The sequence below is a fragment of the Nonomuraea sp. NPDC002799 genome, from assembly GCF_053592075.1.
The window spans coordinates 214,249-231,546 of the sequence record NZ_JBSFVA010000009.1; the positions used below are offsets into that span (position 1 = coordinate 214,249).

Below are 17,298 nucleotides of genomic sequence, written 5' to 3' on the forward strand. Positions count from 1 at the left end.
GGGTGCTCTCCCGGGGATCTCGTCGGTGTCGGCGCACACCCTCACTCTCTCGTATTCCAGGCGCAAAAGGTGCGTAGAACTCCGCCTGGTGACCCCGATGTTATCGGGGGCCGCTGTCAGCGGGGGCCGCGCCGCGGGCGCGCTGACGCGTCGTCCGGCGGCCCGTCCGTCGCCTCAGCGCGGACTTCGGGGCGGTGGCGCGGAGTTCACGATCGCGAGCAGGTGCTCGCGGGCGATGCGCTCCACGATCTCGGGTGTCGCTGAGACGCCCAGATGCTGCGCACACGCGCACACGTCCGCCACGCAGCGGTCGATCGTGTCCACGGGTACGGTCAGGAACTCTTCGGCCAGCCGGAGACTGACCGGCTCCCGCAGGAACCGTGTGGCCAGAGCGAGCATAGATGTGAGATTCCTCTGGAGACCCGGGGGCAAACCCCCAGGAATGTCTGCAGGGCGACTTGCGCTCTCATTTCATCTTTTCTCGCGCCGGTGTCAAGCCTCCGCAGAGCCTGTGTTCACTTCACCGGGCGCCCTTTCGTGCGAAGCTGGTCCCATGCGCATCCAGCTCGCCCAGCGGAGCGAGGCAGACGAGCTCCTCGGCCGCAGCCCGCTCGCCCTGCTCGTCGGCATGCTGCTCGACCAGCAGATCCCCATGGAATGGGCGTTCACGGGGCCATACACGATCTCCGAGCGTCTGGGGCACGATCTGACCGCCGAGGAGATCGCCTCCTATGATCCTGAGGCGTTCACCGCGCTGCTGGCCGGCAAACCGGCCGTGCACCGCTACCCCAAGTCGATGGCGGGCAGGGTGCAACAACTGGCAACCTACCTTGTCGAGCACTACGACGGACAACCAGCGAAGATCTGGGCGAACGCCGCTGACGGGAAAGAGTTGTTGAATCGACTCATGGCCCTTCCCGGATACGGCAAGCAGAAGGCCCAGATTTTTCTGGCGTTGCTGGGGAAGCAGATGGGGGTCCAACCCCCAGGCTGGCGCGAGGCAGCCGGACCCTATGGCGAGGAGGCGTCACACCGATCGGTCGCCGACGTGGTCGACGCTGACAGCCTGGCTCGCGTTCGCGCCGCCAAGCAGGAGGCCAAGCGCGCGGCGAAAGCCCAGTAGCCGGGTCGACATCCAGGCCCGCCGGCCGGGCGCTGTAACCTGATCTTGCTGCGCGATGTGGAGCGACTTTGACAGGATGCGTAGACCCTAAAGGCGACCAGGCCGCGACGGGGGCTTCCGTCCGCACCTGCCCATCGCCGATGATGTACTGCAGAATCCGGTCGCCCGGAGCTGCGCTACGCCGAGACACGACTATGGAGATGTGCCGCGTGGGAGACCCTGGCACGCGACGGAGGTGCCGACCATGAGCGCCGAGACCTCCGTTCCCCGTCCCCGGGAGTCGGATGTGGACATCTCAGACTCCGCCCTCTTCAAGGGCATGCTGTCGGAGGCAGAGTTCGCCTTTGCCTTCTTCGACGCCGATGGCCGCGTTCAGCGGGTCAACGACGTGTTCAGCGATGTCGTCAACGTGCCTGCCGACCGCATGGTCGGCCGGCCCCCCGTCGAGGTGCTCGCCGCCGACCTCAGCCAGGTCATCACCCACGCCGTCCAGGCCGTGATCGAGAGCGACGCGCCGGTCACCGAAGGCCGCGTGCGGGTGCGCTCGGCCGAGGGCGACACCAGGCACTGGTCGTTGTCGTTCTCGCCGGTCCACGATGACGCGGGCGAGTTGCGGGCGATCGCCCTGGTGGGGCTCGACGTGACCGAGAGCCGCCAGACCGAGGAGGCGTTGCGCCGCAGCGAGGAGCGCTACCGCTCGCTGGTCGAGGCGCAGTCCCAGCTCGTCTGGATCACCTCGCCCACCGGCACCGTGGTGGAGGACGCGCCGCAGTGGCGCGCCATCACCGGCCAGGGCCTGGAGGAATACCTGGCCACCGGCTGGCTGGAGGTCGTCCACCCCGAGGAGCGCCAGCAGACCGAGGAGGCCTGGAAGGAGGCGCTGCGCGGCCGCACCATGTTCGAGTGGAACTACCGGGTGCGCACCAGGGCCAGCGGTTATCGCCACTTCGAGGTGCGAGCCGTGCCGATCATCAGGCACGGCCGGGTCGTGGAGTGGGTCGGCGCCAACACCGACGTGACCCCGCAGCGTGAGGCCGAGGAGATGCGCGGCAGGCTGACCGACCAGCTCGGCGCCGCCGCCCTGCGCACCGCCCGGCTGCAGGGCGCCACGGCCATGCTGGCCGAGGCCCTGACGGTCGAGCAGGTGGTGCAGGTCATCATCGACGTGGGCCGCACCGCCCTGGCCGCCGACCGTTCGGCGGTCGCGTTGCTCGACCCCGACCGCGCCGCGCTCAAGCTGATCAACGGCGAGGGCATCATGGAGGCCTCCGGCGTCACCGGCGACGAGATCCCGCTGTCCCACTCCAACGTGATGACCATGGCGGTCAACAGCCGCCGGCCCGTGTTCGCCGAGTCTCCCAAGTCGCTGAAGGCCCAGCTCCTGGAGGCGGGCGGCGACGACGAGGAGCTGTCCGGATTCCTCGCCCACGGCGACGAGCGCGCCTGGGTGGGGCTCCCGCTGCTGGCCGCCGGCCGGGCGCTGGGAGCGCTCCGGTTCTCCTTCACCCGGCCGCAGAAGATCTCCCAGGAGGACGGCGTCTTCCTGGAGGCGCTGGCCGGCCAGTGCGCGCTGGCGGTGGAGCGGGCCACGCTGTTCGAGCGCGAGCACCGCACCGCCGAGACGCTGCAGCGCAGCCTGCTGCCCGACCGCCTGCCCGTGGTCAAGGGCCTGGTGCTGGCCCAGCGCTTCCGCTCGGGCAGCCGCCACGTCCAGGTCGGCGGCGACTGGTACGACGCGTTCGTCCTGCAGGACGGGCGGGTCGCGGCCGTCGTCGGCGACGTCATGGGCAAGGGCGTCAAGGCCGCGGCGGGCATGGGGCGCATCCGCAACGCCATGCGGGCCCTGGCGCTGACCAACCCGCCGCCCGCGGCCGTGCTCACCGGACTCGACCGGGTCTTCGAGGCCACGGAAGAGGAGGAGCAGGTCACGACTTTGGCGTACATGGTGGTCGAGCCCGTCACCGGCGAGGGCACGCTGGCCCTGGCCGGGCATCCGCCGCCCGTCCTGGTCTCACCTCAGGGCACGGCGATCCTCTGCGACGCGGAGCCGGGCACGCCGCTGGGCTGGCCGACCAGCCGCCGGCAGTTCCGGTTCGTGGTGCCGCCCGGCCACACCGCCGTGCTCTACTCCGACGGTCTCGTGGAGAACCGGAAGCGCGGGCTGGATGCCGGACTCGCAGAGATTTGCAGTGTTGTGACCGAAGCGCCGCCTGAGGTGGTGAGTAGTCCGCACATGTTGCTGGACTTCCTGGTTGACCGGATGTTGTCTGGATATGAACAGGATGATGACGTTACCGCCCTCGCCATTCACGTACCGCCCGCCACGAAGAGTGACTGAATGAAACAGTCATAACGGTTGCTTTCGGGTATCGGTGCCCCGCTTACGTACGCACTACTGTCTCGGTCGGCCTAGGGTGGAGGTCAACCGCCGGGAGGTGGCCGTATGGAGTGCGGGGTCGTGCCAGAATGCTGTGCAGGTCCGTCGCGGTCCGCACGGCCTCACCGATCTCCGAGAGAGGCAACAGCCCCCCAGCGGGCATCTGGTCCATTGTCGCCACGCGTTCGTTCGAGAGGTGTTCGTGTCGCCTGCAAGTTCGACTCGCTCGAAGCCACAAGAGCTGAACGAGCCCGTCATTCAGCGACTGCTCGAGCGTGGGCGCTCGCAGGGTTTCCTCGAGTCTGAGGATGTCCGTCAGGCCTTCGAGGAGGCGGACATCCCCATGTCGCACGCCGCCGCATTCTTGCGGAACCTCAGTAAAGAGGGCGTGACCGTGGTAGTGACCGCCGCGGATTCGGCTGCGCCGAAAAAGTCTCGTGGTCCAGCAAAGCGCCGCACCGCCGCCCCCGTCAAGACCAAGACGGCGGCGGCCGCCAAAGAGCAGCAGCCTGAGACCGTGACCGCGGTCGTGGGCACCGCTGAAGCCGAGCAGGCCGCCAAGAAGGCGGCCCCTGTCAAGAAGGCCGCTCCGGCGGCGAAGAAGGCCGCGGCTCCCGCCGCCGCCAAGAAGGCCGAGCCGAAGACCGGTGGGCCTGCCGAGACCAAGCCGAAGTCGTCCGAGTCCGGGGTCGACGACGAGGACATCGAGCTCGACGGCGACGTGGAGCTCGAGGACCTCGAGGACATCGACGTCGAGGACGAGGAGATCGTCGCCGAGGCCGAGCCTGAGACCGAGACTGACGACGAGTCCGAGGAAGAGCCCAAGGCCGTGGCCGAGGTCGTCGTGGAGAAGACCGAGGACGAGGTCCTCATCCTCTCCGACGACGACGATGACGCTCCGGTGGCCCAGGTGGCCGCCGCCGGCGCCACGGCCGACCCGGTCAAGGACTACCTCAAGCAGATCGGCAAGGTCCCCCTGCTCAACGCCGAGCAGGAGGTCGAGCTCGCCAAGCGCATCGAGGCGGGTCTGTTCGCCGAGGAGCAGCTCGGCGGCGGCGAGACCGAGGGCCTGCCCGTCGACGTCAAGGCCGAGCTGGAGTGGATCGCCGAAGACGGCCGCCGCGCCAAGAACCACCTGCTGGAGGCCAACCTCCGGCTCGTGGTCTCACTGGCCAAGCGCTACACCGGGCGCGGCATGCTCTTCCTGGACCTGATCCAGGAGGGCAACCTGGGCCTGATCAGGGCCGTCGAGAAGTTCGACTACACCAAGGGCTACAAGTTCTCCACCTACGCCACGTGGTGGATCCGGCAGGCGATCACGCGTGCCATGGCCGACCAGGCGCGGACCATCCGCATCCCGGTCCACATGGTCGAAGTGATCAACAAGCTGGCCCGCGTCCAGCGGCAGATGCTGCAGGACCTGGGCCGCGAGCCCACGCCGGAGGAGCTGGCCCGCGAGCTGGACATGACGCCCGAGAAGGTCGTCGAGGTCCAGAAGTACGGCCGCGAGCCCATCTCTCTCCACACCCCGCTGGGTGAGGAGGGCGACAGCGAATTCGGTGACCTCATCGAGGACTCCGAGGCCATCGTGCCGGCCGACGCCGTCAGCTTCACGCTGCTGCAGGAGCAGCTGCATTCCGTTCTCGACACCTTGTCGGAGCGCGAAGCGGGCGTCGTGTCGATGCGTTTCGGCCTCACCGATGGGCAGCCCAAGACGCTGGACGAGATCGGCAAGGTTTACGGGGTGACCCGTGAGCGCATCCGTCAGATCGAGTCGAAGACCATGTCCAAGCTGCGTCACCCGTCCCGGTCCCAGGTGCTTCGCGACTACCTGGACTAAGCCGGCCGCAGCCGCGAGATCAACGAGCCCCGCACGGATCCTTCCGTGCGGGGCTCGGTCGTCTCCTGGGCCGGTTCCTCGTTGAGTCCGAGGCTGGTTCGTCCTCTTTGGGGCGGTTGTTATGCGTTTGTAACGCGGGGCTCGTGATGACCACGGGGTGCGACGAACGCGGCTTGGCGCCCAGGTTCGTGACACGACCAGAATCGTCGTCCGTGACGATCTCGCGTGCCGGCAGTGCGGTCGCCTGCCCTGACGGCAAGGTCAGTGCGGATGGGCCTTTTCGTGCGCCTCTTCGAGGGAAGCGCCCGCCAGGAGCGCCGTGACCCCGGTGGCGAAGGCGGGGCACGCGAAGATGTCCTCGTGCGGGCAGGCCAGGCCATGGGCGACGGCGGTGCGTGCCACCTGAGCCTGGGCGATCCGCTGGTCCAGCTCGGTGAGCTTACGTCGGTACAGCTCCCGCCGGCCGTCGCCGGCCGGCGAACGAGACGCGATGAACGTTTTGACCTCGCGCAGCGTGAAACCCACATCCCGCAGCAGCAAGACCACGCCGACCAGCTCGACCGACGAGGGCGGATAACGCCGCCGGCCGGAGACCCGGGCCGGCGCCGGGAGCAGGCCGAGCTCCTCCCAGTAGCGCAGGGCGGAGGTGGCGACGCCCGTGCGGCTCGCCGGCTCACCGATCGTCCACTGCGATCCGCTCGATGTCATCCTCGCCGTCAACTCCGTCGGGTTCTGGCCGGACCCGGTGCAGCGGCTTCGCGAGTTGCGCCGCCTGCTCCGCCCAGCGGGACGCATCGCGCTCGTCAGCCAGCCCCGCTGCCCCGGCGCCACCCGGGACACCACGGCCCGAGCCGCCCAAGAGCTCCAGGACCTGCTCACCCAGGTCGGCTTCACCCGGCTCCGGGTCGAGACTTTGGAGCTCGACCCGCCCGTCGCCTGTGTGCTCGCCGGCAATCCGCCCGGCATGCCGTCACATACCGATCGGGAGGTGTAGCCGCCGGTTCGGGTTGTCGCAGCGGAGGGCCGTCAGGTCAGGGTGACGTCCAAGGTCCACTGGCGGGCCGGGCGAGGCGGTGGGGTGAGATCGACCGTGTAGCCCAGGTCTCTCACGTGCTCGGCCAGCTCGTCGGGAGTGGCCGGATCACTGCCCGAGAGCAGGAGGGCTCGGGCGAGGTCGCCTCGGGTGGCCTTGGCCATATGGCTGACGACCTTGCCATCCTTGAACACGCGCACCGTCACGGCACGTGATCCGGGCTGCCAGGCGCCGGCGTACGTGGCCGAGCGCATGTCCACGACCAGCCCGGGGGCCGCGTCCAGCGCCTGGGAGAGCTGCGGCCGCCAGAGCGAGGCCAGCCCGCCCAGCGGCGGCAGGTTGACGCCCATCGACAGGCGGTAGGGCGGGATCCGGTCTGTGATCCTCACCACACCCCAGAGGCCGGAGAAGATGAGGATCGACTCCTCGGCCCGCGCTCTCGCGTCGTCTTCCAGCGTGGCCAGCCCGAGATGGTCGTACAGGACGCCGGTGTAGAGGCCGGCCGCAGGGAGGGTCGGGGCTGTTCGCAGCACCGCGTTCTTGGCCAGATCACCCGCCAGGCCCGGGGTGAGGCCCAGCATGTCGAGCGCGTCACGCCGTTTGGAGGCGCGCGTGAGCGCGGTGATCACCCGGTTGCGGGTCTTGGTCAGAGCGGGGAACGTCAGCTCAGCCAGGGGCGGACCGTCCCCTTCGCTCGCCTTGCCCTCGGACGGCGGCAACAACATCAGCACGGTCTCCAACCTTAGGACGTCGGGGGATGAGCCCGAACCGGCACCGCCGGTGCTGCTGACCAGCACCTCCGTCACACGCCCTCGGGCTGCGGGGCTGGGTGGTTGGTCGGTCCGGGTGCTCGATTAGGCTGCGCCAATGAGTTTCGACCTGCTTGTCCATGAGGCTTGGCCTGCCTATGAGCAGCGGATCCAGGACGGCTGGGTGTTGCGGTACGCCGGGGGAGTGACGAAGCGGGCCAATTCGGTGCTCGCCCTGGGGGAGCCCGCTGATCTGGCGGCTGCGATCGAGGCGGCGGAGCGGTTCTACGACGAGCGGGGGCAGCGCTGTGTCTTCTCCGTCGGGCCGGACGCCACGCCCGGGCTGGACGAGGAGCTGGGACGGAGGGGGTACGAGGTGGTCGATCCCACCGTCATCATGGCCGGATCCCCTGGCTCCGCGCCCGCTCAAGAGGTCAGGATCGAGGATCGGCCCTGGGCCGGCTGGCTGGATGCGTGGTGGGAGGTCGACGGCCGTTATGACAGCGGGGTGGCGGAGGCGGCCCGCATCTGCACCGGCGTACCGGCTTGGTATGGGGCTTATGAGGAGAATGGTGTGGCGCTGGCGGTGGGGCGGGGTGTTCCGCAGGGGGACACCCTCGGCATCTACTGCATGGCGACACGCCCGGAGGCGCGTCGGCGTGGATTGGCTCGCACGGTGCTGCGGGCCCTGGTGCGGCAGGCGGGGGCCGGGTCGGCTTATCTGGTGACAACCGCTCCCAACCAGGCGGCGCAGGCGCTGTATCGCAGTGAAGGCTTCGAGGTCGCAGGCCGGTATCACTACCGGGTGCGCTGAACGGACGGGTTTCAACGCAGAACGGCGACTCCGGGCGTGCCGGGATCGCCGTTCTGCGTTGTGCAATATGTATTTATCTCAGGACGAGCACCTGTCAGCGCTCGTCGTTGGGGGCCAAGGTAGGGGTTGGTTCGCTGAGTCGAGCCGACTCGTCCAGGATGTCGGCACCCTTCTCACGCAATGCTGCGATGTGCTGACGCCCGTGGTGAGCGCAGAACAACAGCTCCCCACCCACAGGGAGGGTCGCGCGAATGTAGGCTTGGGCGCTGCATCGGTCGCAGCGGTCAAGGGCCGTCAGCGGCTTAACGGGGGCGAGTGCTCCAGTCACGTATCGCCTTTCGGGTCACCCCCGCCGAAGCGGGGATCTGGCGTTGGCGTCAGTCACTTGGAACAACATCTAACCGGACGTGGACGTTCCCAACCGCCCCCCCGCTACGCCCAGAGCAGAATGTGTCCGAAAGTAATGATGATCAGCCGGTTGGTAACGGCAAACGTGTCGCCATGGCAAGCTTGTACGTGCGCGTAGGGGAAGAACGGTAGGCTACGCACACGTGTTCGAGGCCTAGACCAGGGGAGCTGGAGTGACGCTAGTGGAGGCGGGTTACACAGCTCGTCACCTGTCGGTGCTTGAAGGGCTCGAGGCCGTTCGCAAGCGCCCGGGCATGTACATCGGGTCCACCGACAGCCGCGGGCTCATGCACTGCCTCTGGGAGATCGTGGACAACGGCGTCGACGAGGCACTGGCAGGGCATTGCGACCGCATCGAAGTCGAGCTGCACGCTGACGGCTCCATCGAGGTCCGCGACAACGGCCGGGGCATCCCGGTCGACGTCGAGCCCAAATCCGGCCTGGCCGGCGTGGAGCTCGTCTACACCAAGCTGCACGCGGGCGGAAAGTTCGGCGGCGGCTCCTACGGGGCCTCCGGCGGTCTGCACGGCGTGGGCGCCTCCGTGGTCAACGCCCTGTCCGCGCGGCTCGACATCGAGGTCGACCGGAACGGCCGGGTGCACGAGATCAGCTTCCGGCGTGGCGTCCCCGGCGTCTTCGACGGCGAAGGGCCCACGGCCAAGTTCAAGAAGAAGTCCGGTCTGCGCCTCGGCGACAAGCTGCCCAAGGACGTCACCGCCACCCGCGTGCGCTTCTGGGCCGACAAGCAGATCTTCCTGCCCGACGCCGAGGTCTCGCTCGACGAGATCCACGTGCGCCTGCGGCAGACCGCGTTCCTGGTCCCGGGGCTGACGCTGGCCGTCCGGGACAGCAGGCACGAGGAGCCGGTCGAGGAGGAGTTCCACTTCGACGGCGGCATCTCCGAGTTCACCGAGTTCCTGGCCCGCGACGAGGCCGTCTGCGATGTGCTGCGCCTGCAGGGCGTGGGCCACTTCCACGAGACGGTGCCCGTCCTCGACGACCAGGGTCACATGACGCCCACCGAGGTGCAGCGCGAGCTGAGCGTCGACGTGGCGGTCCGCTGGGGCAAGGGCTACGAGTCGACGGTGCGCTCGTTCGTGAACGTGATCTCCACCCCCAAGGGCGGCACCCACCTGACGGGGTTCGAGCGCGGCCTGGTGCGCACGGTCAACGAGCTCCTGCGGGAGACCCGCCTGCTGAAGAACGGCGACGACCCCGTCACCAAGGACGACATCTCCGAGGGCCTGACCGGCGTGGTCACCGTGCGGGTGCCCGAGCCGCAGTTCGAGGGGCAGACCAAGGAGGTGCTGGGCACCTCCGCGGCCACCCGCATCGTCTCCCACGTGGTCTCCCGCGAGCTCAAGGAGCTCTACACCAACCCGCCGCGCGGCTACAAGCAGCCGCTGCGGGCCGTGCTGGAGAAGATCGTCGCCGCCGCCAAGGCCCGCATCGCGGCCCGCGAGCACCGCGACAACCAGCGCCGCAAGACCGCGCTGGAGAGCTCCGCGCTGCCCGCCAAGCTGGTCGACTGCCGCAGCGACGGCGTGGACCGCAGCGAGGTGTTCATCGTCGAGGGCGACTCGGCGCTGGGCACGGCCAAGCTGGCCCGCGACTCCGAGTTCCAGGCGCTGCTGCCGATCCGCGGCAAGATCCTCAACGTGCAGAAGGCGTCCGTGAGCGACATGCTCAAGAACGCCGAGTGCGCCGCCATCATCCAGGTGGTCGGAGCCGGCTCGGGCAGGTCGTTCGACATCGAGGCCGCCCGCTACGGCAAGGTCATCCTCATGGCCGACGCCGACGTGGACGGCGCCCACATCCGCTGCCTGCTGCTGACCCTGTTCCATCGCTACATGCGGCCGATGGTGGAGGCGGGGCGCGTGTTCGCCGCCGTTCCGCCGCTGCACCGCATCGAGCTGACCAACCCGGGGCGCGGCAAGGACAAGTACATCTACTGCTACTCCGACGCCGAGCTGCAGAAGGTGCTGCGGGATCTGGAGCGCCGCGGCAGGCGGTGGAAGGACCCGGTGCAGCGTTACAAGGGTCTGGGTGAGATGGACGCCGACCAGCTCGCCGAGACGACCATGGATCCGCGTCACCGGATCCTGCGCAGGGTCAGGATCGAGGACGCCGAAGGTGCCGAGGGCATCTTCAATCTGCTGATGGGCAGTGAGGTGGCGCCTCGGCGCGAGTTCATCGTGAGCAGCGCCGCCGAGGTGGACCGCGACCACATCGACGCCTAGGACCGATCCGGCGGGCTGCCGCCGGGTCGGGATCGTGGGTCATGGCCGGGACGTGCGGGTCCTTCGGGCGCTGAAGGGCTCTGCTGGGCGCTGAGAGGCGTTCAGGGGCTCGTTCGAAGATCTGTTGGGAGTCCTGGAGGTCCAGGGGCGGAGCGAGGCGCAGAAGCCCGCTCCGCCTTTCGCTTGTCCGGGGCAAGGAGGCGGGAGCCCGCTCCGCCCTTCTGGTCGTCCGGAGACGGGCGCTCCGATTCTGGCTCGTCCGGAGGCGGGCGGGCTCTTGCGCGTCAGTAGTCGGTGGGCGTCAGACGGCCCGTACGGACGTCGTAGACGGCGCCGGCCACCGGCATACCCTCTGGCAGGAACGGGGTGCTCCTGATGCGGGTCAGGTCGTGGCGGAGCGCCTTGTGCTGGTCCGGCACCGTGTGGAACTCCAGGCTGCGGGTGTCCACCCCGCGTTCACGGGTGAGAGCGTGCACGTCCAGGTCCGTCACCTTGGCCATGCCGCAGTCCGTGTGCGGCATGATGAGCACCCGCTCCACCCCGAGCAGGTAGACGGCGAGCACGAGGGTGCGCAGCACGTCATCCGTCACCCGGGCGCCGGCGTTGCGCAGGATCTTGGCGTCGCCTGCCTGCAGGCCCAGCAGGCCCAGCGGGTCGATGCGGGAGTCCATGCAGGTCACGACGGCCAGTCCGCGGGCTGCCCGGCCCGTCAGATCGGAGTGTCCGAACGTCTCAGCGAACTTCGCGTTGGCGGCATACAGGTCGTCGAACACACTCATGTCACAAATGATCCCTCATGCCACAAAGGTGGCTGTTTCCGGGGTGCCGACAGGCCGGACTTGGCAAACGTCCCGCACAACGGCCTCACTCTGAGTGATGATGTCGTTGCCGTGCGTACGTGGTCGAAGGAGGTTGTCGTGAGTAGGTCTGAATCGCTCGCCGCCTATCTCCGTGCTCAGGCTCGGCGCCGCCTCGACCGCGTGGAGTCGAAGGATGACGGCCGCAACGCCAAATGCGCCCTGGCCCTGCTGGACACCGCCGCCTATGCGGCCAGCCTGCCCGACGACGACCCGCTGATCCTCATGCTGGACCAGGCGGGTTGTTACGGGCCCCTGGGGTGCGAGAGCTTCGACCCAGGGGAGGCGGGCACCCGGCTGATCCGGCAATGGCCGGGTGGTGAGCCGCACGAGCTGCTGCTCGCACTGCCGTCCGCGATCGCCGCCGCGACCGGCCCCTGACGCTGCGACGATCAGGCGGGGGCGTTGCCCGGCTTCCATTTGATGCCGCAGCCGAGCGACGGGACCTGCTCCTCGGCCACCGGGACGCCCTCCAGCAGGGCGTCGATGGCCGCCCGCAACGACGAGCCGGTGACGGGCACGTCGTTGCCCGGCCTGGCGCCGTCGAACTCGCCGCGGTAGACGAGCTGGAACCGCTCGTCGTACAGGAAGAAGTCGGGCGTGCACGCCGCCCGATAGGCCTTGGCCACCTCCTGGGTGTCGTCCAGCAGGTACGGGAAGGGGAAACGGGCCCGCGCGGCCTGCTCGGCCAGGTGTGTCGGGTCGTCGTCCGGGTAGTTGACGCTGTCGTTGCTGCAGATGGCGACCACCGACAGTCTCGCGCCGTAGCCGGCGGCCAGGGCGCCGAGACCGCCTTCGATGTGCCGCACGTACGGGCAGTGATTGGACAGGAAGATGACGAGGGTGGCGGGGGAGCCCTTGAGGTCGCCGAGCGAGACGCTGCCGCCGTCGATGGCGGTCAGGTCGAAGGCGGGCGCGGGAGTGCCGAGCGGGACCATGAACGAGTTGGCAGCCATAGCCATCATTGTCGTCTGCGGACGCGCCGGCGAACGAATCCGAAAGGTGATCGATGAGCGGCATCGCGGAACTCCGGAGCATCGTGCTCGACTGCCCCGACCCTGCGGCACTGGCGGATTTCTACTCCAAGCTGCTCGGCTGGCCGGTCACCTCGGTCGAGGAGGACTGGGTGGTGGTGACCGACGGCGGCTCGCCCAAGCGGCTGGCGTTCCAGCTCGCGCCCGCCTTCCAGCCGTCGACCTGGCCGGGTCCCGGCCGGCCGCAGCAGTTCCACCTGGACCTCACCGTGGGCGACCTGGACGAGGCCGAGGTGCGGGCGATCAAGATCGGGGCGGTCAAGCACGAGCACCAGCCGAGCGAGGACGACAGCTTCCGCGTCTTCCTCGACCCGGCCGGGCACACGTTCTGCCTCTGCCGGGACGTCTAGCGTCAGACGTCCCGGACCTGGCCGCGGGTCAGCGGGCCGCCTGGGCCAGCAGGTCCACCGCCTTTCTCAGGTTGCCGGACGCCAGCTCGTGATCGGCCGTCGCCTGCAGGTCGGGCCGCCGCCCGGCACTCTGCGCGACGTCCCTGGCCACCGAGACGACGGCGTCGCCCGTGGCGGGGGAGTCGCTGCCCGAGCGTTCGAGCAGCGCCGCCGCCGTGCCCAGCGCGCCCAGGACGGCCCGGCTGTCGCGGACGGACCCGCCGGCGTGCCAGTTGCGGCCCGCCAGGGCGAGGGTCAGCGTCGCGGCCGCCGCCCTGGACGGGCCGTCGCCGGAGGCGAGCGTGTCACGCGCCGCCATGAGCCGGTCGCGGCCCCGGTCGGTCCGCAACCCCCAGCCGTACGGGAACAGCGGATCGTAGGAGGCGTCGCCCACGTTGATCGGGATCTGCGCCACCGAGCGGAACCAGGTGAACGGCAGCCGCCCCGTGTACGGCACCGCGCCGAACAGCGGATCGGCCACCCCGTCGCCCTCGGTGCCGGGCAGCCAGGCGGCCACCACGGCCTCGACGCCCGACAGGTCGCCGAGCTGCAGGGGACGTCCCGAGACGACCAGGACGACGCACTTCATCGCCCCGCACACCTTGTCGACCGCGGCCCGGTCGGCCGCGGACAGGTCCAGCGTGCGGCCCGCGCGGCCCACGTCGCCCTGGCCTTCCGCGTACGGCGTCTCGCCCACCACGACGACGCCCACGTCATGCCCGGCCAGCTCGGCGGAGGCGTCGCGCGAGTACGTCACCGAGGCCGCGCGCGACCGGACGGCCTGCAGGATCGTGGTGCCGGTGGTGATCGGCCCCGACGAGCCCTGCCAGGTGATCGTCCAGCCGCCGGCCTGGTTGCCGATGTCGTCGGCGTTGGAGCCGGCCACGTACACCTTGGCCGTGCGGCGCAGCGGCAGCAGGCCGCCGTCGTTCTTCAGCAGCACCTGCGACCTGGCCGCGGCGGTGCGGGCGACCGCGCGGTGCGCCGCCGAGCCCACCTCGCCGATACGGGAGCGGTCGGCGTAGGGGCGCTCGAACAGCCCCAGCCGGAACTTCTGCGTCAGGATCCTGGCCACCGCGTCGTCCACCCGCCCCACCGGCACGCGCCCGGCCTCGACCTCGGCCTTGAGCGTGCCGGTGAACGCCGGGTACGCGTACGGCACCATGATCATGTCGAGCCCGGCGTTGATCGACGTGCGCACGTCGCTCGGGTAGTCGCCGGGGATCTGGTCGATCGCCTGCCAGTCGCTGATCACGAAGCCCTTGAAGCCGAGCCGGCCCTTGAGCACGTCGGTGATCAGCTCCTTGTGGGCGTGCATCTTGAGCGGCCCGTCGCCGAAGTCGACACTGGAGAACGACGGCATCACGGTGCCGGCGCCGCGCTTGACCGCCGCCTTGAACGGCTCCAGGTGGATCGCCTCCAGCTCCTGGCGGCTGACCTCGGTGACGCCCTGGTCGATGGTGTAGTCACCGCTCGCCGACGAGCCGAACGTGGTGCCGCCGTCGCCGACGTAGTGCTTGGCGCTGGCCAGCACCCCGTTGTCCTGCAGCCCGTCGATGACCGTGGTCATCGACGTCACCAGGGCGGGGTCCTCGCCGTACGACTCGTACGCGCGGCCCCAGCGGTCGTCACGCGACACGCACAGGCACGGCGCGAAGTCCCACGGGATGCCGGTGGCCTTGACCTCCCTGGCGGTGATCTTGCCCGCCTGTTCGGCCAGCCCCGGGTCGCGGGCGGCGCCGATGCCGACGTTGTGCGGGAAGATCGTCGCGCCGACCACGTTGTTGTGGCCGTGCACGGCGTCCACGCCGTAGATCAGCGGCACCTGCAGGCGGGTCTGACGCGCCTGGAGCTGGAACGCGTCGATCATGTCGGCCCACCCCTGCGGGGTGTTCTGGGCGGGCGTCGATCCGCCGCCCGACAGCAGGGAGCCGAGCAGGTACGCGGCGATGTCGCTCTGCTTGGCCAGCGCCCCGCGCTCGGCCTGCGTCATCTGGCCGATCTTCTCGTCCAGCGTCATCCGGCTCAGCAGGTCGGCGACGCGCTCCTTGACGGGCTTGCGGGCGTTCAGGTACGGGAGGCCGTGGGCGTTGATCACGATGATCGGCGCCTCGGCCGGAGGTCTGGTGCCCGTGCCGGACAGCTCGACCGGGATGGTCTCGGCGACCTCGTTCTGGCCGTCCTGCTTCGTTCTGACCGTGAACGACCTGGTCGATCCGGACGCCGTGCCCGCCGGGAAGGTGAGGGTGCCTTCGACTGCGGTGTAGTCGGCGCCGGCGGTCGCGGTGCCGGCGCCGGTCTTGTAGGTGACGGTCAGGTCGGCGTCGAGCGGCGTGCCCCTGGTCGTGGTCACCGTGACGCCGACCTTCGCCTCGCCCTTCTCGTCCACCGGGTAGACCGGCTTGCCGGTGCTCAGCCGCGCCGGGCGCGGGGGCGCGGTGCCGTAGAGCTCGACCTGGTCCCACGACAGCGTGCCGCTGGTGGTGGGCAGGCGCATCCCGTAGCCCCAGACGGCGATCAGGTCCAGCTCGCCGTCGGTGGGGGCGCCGCCCGGCTGGTAGTCGGTGCGGCGGGTGAAGTCCGCGAACGGCACCTTGATCTGCCGCCAGCCGGCGGTGTCGTCGGTGAACGACGACTCGAACAGCTCCGCGTTGCCCGGGCCGCCGCCCCCGTCCTTGAGCTCGAAGAAGATCCGCTGCCCTGAGGCGGCGCCGTTCACCCAGAAGGAGAAGCCCTCGTACGCCGTCCAGTCCTGGGTGGCGGCCAGGTCATGGGACCAGCCGCCCCACTGGCTGATGGCGTAGACGCTGGTGAGAACCCGGTTCGACGCCGGCGCCCCTGGCCGGTCGGTGCCCGGCTCGATGGTGAGCGCGGGGGTCGAGGCCGCGTCGTTGCCCCAGGCGTACACGCCGGCCGGGACGCCGTCCGACTCGAAGTCGGTGATGGGGAGCGGGTCGGCGGCCGCCGAGGCGGGGGGCACGACGAGGAGCGGGGCCATCAGGGCCAGGGCCGCCGCCCATAACGGGGGTCTGGATCGGAACACGATACCTCCAGTAGGAGAGAGCGCTCTCTCAGGGAGATCGGTGGCGGCCCGCGATTCATAACAGCGACAAGGGAGGAAAGTGAGGCGAAACGTCAGGGGCCGGTGAGGATCGTCCACCCGTGGGCCGGCACGAGCAAGGGGTCGGCGGGCGCGCCGCCCTCGCCCGACGTAGCGGCGACGGTGAGACCGGCGCCGTCCACCGGGAACGCGCACGGCTCCGCGCCCAGGTTCAGCAGCGTCAGGAACCTGCCGCCGCCTGCGGCTTCGAGCGCGATGGCCGTGTTGGTCAGATGCCGCACCTCGGTGCGGGCCCGCGCCAGCCACGCGTGGCGACGCCGCAACCCGATCAGCCGCTGGTGCAGCCGATAGACCGGCCATCCCGCCGGGTCCAGCTCGTCTGGACGGCCGGGGAAGGCCGGGCGGATCTCGTCGTCGCCGCCCGCCCGCTCCTCCTTCAGCCCCCGGAACGCCTGCTCGTCCCCGTAGTAGACGCTGGGCAGCCCGCCCACGGTGAACAACACCGCGAGGGCGTGCCCGAGATGGCGCTCGTCGTCGAGCCGGGTCGCCAGCCTGGTCACGTCGTGGTTGCCGACGAACGTGAGCGGCAGGAACGAGCCCAGCAGGTCGTTGTGCCGCTCCAGGGCCCAGGCGAGCTCGAAGAGGTTGAGGTCGTTGAGCGAGCTCCAGATGGCCTTCCACAACTCGTACTGGGTGACCGAGTCCAGGCCGCTCTCCGCCACGTAGCCCGCGTAGTCGCCGTGGATCACCTCGCCGGCGAACCACGCGTCCGGATGGCGCGGGCGGACCTGGGAGAGCGCCTTGTGCCAGAACGCCGCCGGCATCGCGTACGCGGCGTCCAGCCGCCAGCCCGACGCGCCCCGGCCCAGCCAGTGGTCCATCACCCGTACGACGTGGTCGAGCACCTCGGGCTCGTCGTGGTTGAGCGTCACCAGCCCGTGATGCCCCTCGAACGTGCGGTGCCCGGACCCCTCGGGCACGAACCACCGCTCGAAGCGCGGATCGCCGAACATCGCATGCCCTCTGCCCACGTGGTTGAACACCCCGTCCAGGACGATCCGCAGGCCACGGTCACGGGCGGCGGCCACCAGCCGGTCGAAGTCCGCCTCGTCGCCCAGCCGGGGGTCGACGCGGAAGTGGTCGAGCGTGTCGTAGCCGTGCGTCTCGGAGGCGAAGATCGGGCCCAGGATCAGCCCCGAGCAGCCCAGGTCGACGGCGTAGTCCAGCCAGGGCTCCAGCCGCCGCAGGCGGTGGCGCACGGGTGTGCCCGGCGGCGGGGCCACCGGCTCGGCGCCGGCGAAGCCCAGCGGATAGAGGTGCCACCAGATCGCATGTTCAGTCCACGACGTCACTCTAGTGAGCCTAAGGCCCTG

General features: G+C 69.7%; 16 protein-coding genes. 8 read left to right on the forward strand and 8 right to left on the reverse strand.

The genetic code is table 11. The features are described from left to right. Window positions 1–174: 174 nt before the first annotated feature. Window positions 175–399, reverse strand: coding sequence for a hypothetical protein (locus ACWD0F_RS19340; RefSeq protein ID WP_449877187.1), 225 nt, complete (start codon window positions 397–399; stop codon window positions 175–177). Between the two features lie 154 nt (window positions 400–553). On the opposite strand from ACWD0F_RS19340, the gene ACWD0F_RS19345 reads away from it, so the two are divergent. From ACWD0F_RS19345 to ACWD0F_RS19355, 3 genes are all read left to right on the forward strand, one after another. Continuing rightward, on the forward strand, window positions 554–1,123 hold the full coding sequence (locus tag ACWD0F_RS19345; RefSeq protein ID WP_449877188.1) for an HhH-GPD-type base excision DNA repair protein: 570 nt from the start codon (window positions 554–556) through the stop codon (window positions 1,121–1,123). Between the two features lie 244 nt (window positions 1,124–1,367). After that, window positions 1,368–3,461 (forward strand): SpoIIE family protein phosphatase, encoded by a 2,094-nt coding sequence (locus ACWD0F_RS19350; protein ID WP_449877190.1) that lies wholly within the window; start codon window positions 1,368–1,370, stop codon window positions 3,459–3,461. Between the two features lie 241 nt (window positions 3,462–3,702). Continuing rightward, window positions 3,703–5,340 (forward strand): RNA polymerase sigma factor, encoded by a 1,638-nt coding sequence (locus tag ACWD0F_RS19355; protein WP_449877191.1) that lies wholly within the window; start codon window positions 3,703–3,705, stop codon window positions 5,338–5,340. A gap of 261 nt (window positions 5,341–5,601) precedes the next feature. On the opposite strand, the gene ACWD0F_RS19360 is transcribed toward ACWD0F_RS19355, so the two are convergent. Next, entirely contained in the window at window positions 5,602–6,048 is a 447-nt protein-coding gene (locus ACWD0F_RS19360) for a MerR family transcriptional regulator (protein ID WP_449877193.1), read from the reverse strand. A gap of 37 nt (window positions 6,049–6,085) precedes the next feature. Between ACWD0F_RS19360 and ACWD0F_RS19365 the strand changes: the two genes are divergently transcribed. Then, window positions 6,086–6,334: a hypothetical protein gene (locus ACWD0F_RS19365; protein ID WP_449877195.1), complete on the forward strand. Its 249-nt coding sequence runs from the start codon at window positions 6,086–6,088 to the stop codon at window positions 6,332–6,334. 32 nt (window positions 6,335–6,366) lie between these two features. On the opposite strand, the gene ACWD0F_RS19370 is transcribed toward ACWD0F_RS19365, so the two are convergent. Next, entirely contained in the window at window positions 6,367–7,104 is a 738-nt protein-coding gene (locus ACWD0F_RS19370) for a YaaA family protein (protein ID WP_449877197.1), read from the reverse strand. Between the two features lie 136 nt (window positions 7,105–7,240). Between ACWD0F_RS19370 and ACWD0F_RS19375 the strand changes: the two genes are divergently transcribed. Continuing rightward, complete coding sequence (locus ACWD0F_RS19375) at window positions 7,241–7,936, forward strand: GNAT family N-acetyltransferase (RefSeq protein ID WP_449877199.1); 696 nt, start codon at window positions 7,241–7,243, stop codon at window positions 7,934–7,936. Between the two features lie 94 nt (window positions 7,937–8,030). Here ACWD0F_RS19375 and ACWD0F_RS19380 read toward each other — a convergent pair whose 3' ends face one another. Then, window positions 8,031–8,264: a DUF7455 domain-containing protein gene (locus ACWD0F_RS19380; protein ID WP_449877201.1), complete on the reverse strand. Its 234-nt coding sequence runs from the start codon at window positions 8,262–8,264 to the stop codon at window positions 8,031–8,033. Window positions 8,265–8,517: 253 nt separating this feature from the next. Here ACWD0F_RS19380 and ACWD0F_RS19385 point away from each other — a divergent pair, with 253 nt between their 5' ends. After that, a complete protein-coding gene (locus ACWD0F_RS19385; RefSeq protein WP_449877203.1) occupies window positions 8,518–10,584 on the forward strand; it encodes a DNA gyrase/topoisomerase IV subunit B in 2,067 nt (688 codons plus the stop codon). Window positions 10,585–10,868: 284 nt separating this feature from the next. On the opposite strand, the gene ACWD0F_RS19390 is transcribed toward ACWD0F_RS19385, so the two are convergent. Then, complete coding sequence (locus ACWD0F_RS19390) at window positions 10,869–11,363, reverse strand: beta-class carbonic anhydrase (RefSeq protein ID WP_449877205.1); 495 nt, start codon at window positions 11,361–11,363, stop codon at window positions 10,869–10,871. Window positions 11,364–11,501: 138 nt separating this feature from the next. Between ACWD0F_RS19390 and ACWD0F_RS19395 the strand changes: the two genes are divergently transcribed. Next, window positions 11,502–11,822 carry a hypothetical protein gene (locus ACWD0F_RS19395; protein ID WP_449877207.1) on the forward strand — a complete coding sequence of 107 codons (321 nt, stop codon included), beginning with the start codon at window positions 11,502–11,504 and terminating at the stop codon, window positions 11,820–11,822. A gap of 11 nt (window positions 11,823–11,833) precedes the next feature. Here the strand turns inward: ACWD0F_RS19395 and ACWD0F_RS19400 are convergent, their stop codons facing one another. After that, window positions 11,834–12,397: a thioredoxin family protein gene (locus tag ACWD0F_RS19400; RefSeq protein ID WP_449877208.1), complete on the reverse strand. Its 564-nt coding sequence runs from the start codon at window positions 12,395–12,397 to the stop codon at window positions 11,834–11,836. A gap of 53 nt (window positions 12,398–12,450) precedes the next feature. Between ACWD0F_RS19400 and ACWD0F_RS19405 the strand changes: the two genes are divergently transcribed. Beyond that, the gene (locus tag ACWD0F_RS19405; RefSeq protein WP_449877210.1) at window positions 12,451–12,825 is read left to right on the forward strand and encodes a VOC family protein; all 375 of its coding nucleotides are present in this window, start codon (window positions 12,451–12,453) and stop codon (window positions 12,823–12,825) included. A 28-nt stretch (window positions 12,826–12,853) separates the two neighbouring features. Here the strand turns inward: ACWD0F_RS19405 and ACWD0F_RS19410 are convergent, their stop codons facing one another. After that, window positions 12,854–15,907, reverse strand: coding sequence for a glycoside hydrolase family 3 N-terminal domain-containing protein (locus ACWD0F_RS19410; protein ID WP_449877211.1), 3,054 nt, complete (start codon window positions 15,905–15,907; stop codon window positions 12,854–12,856). A 92-nt stretch (window positions 15,908–15,999) separates the two neighbouring features. Beyond that, window positions 16,000–17,277 carry an alpha-amylase family glycosyl hydrolase gene (locus ACWD0F_RS19415; RefSeq protein ID WP_449877213.1) on the reverse strand — a complete coding sequence of 426 codons (1,278 nt, stop codon included), beginning with the start codon at window positions 17,275–17,277 and terminating at the stop codon, window positions 16,000–16,002. Window positions 17,278–17,298 lie beyond the last annotated feature (21 nt).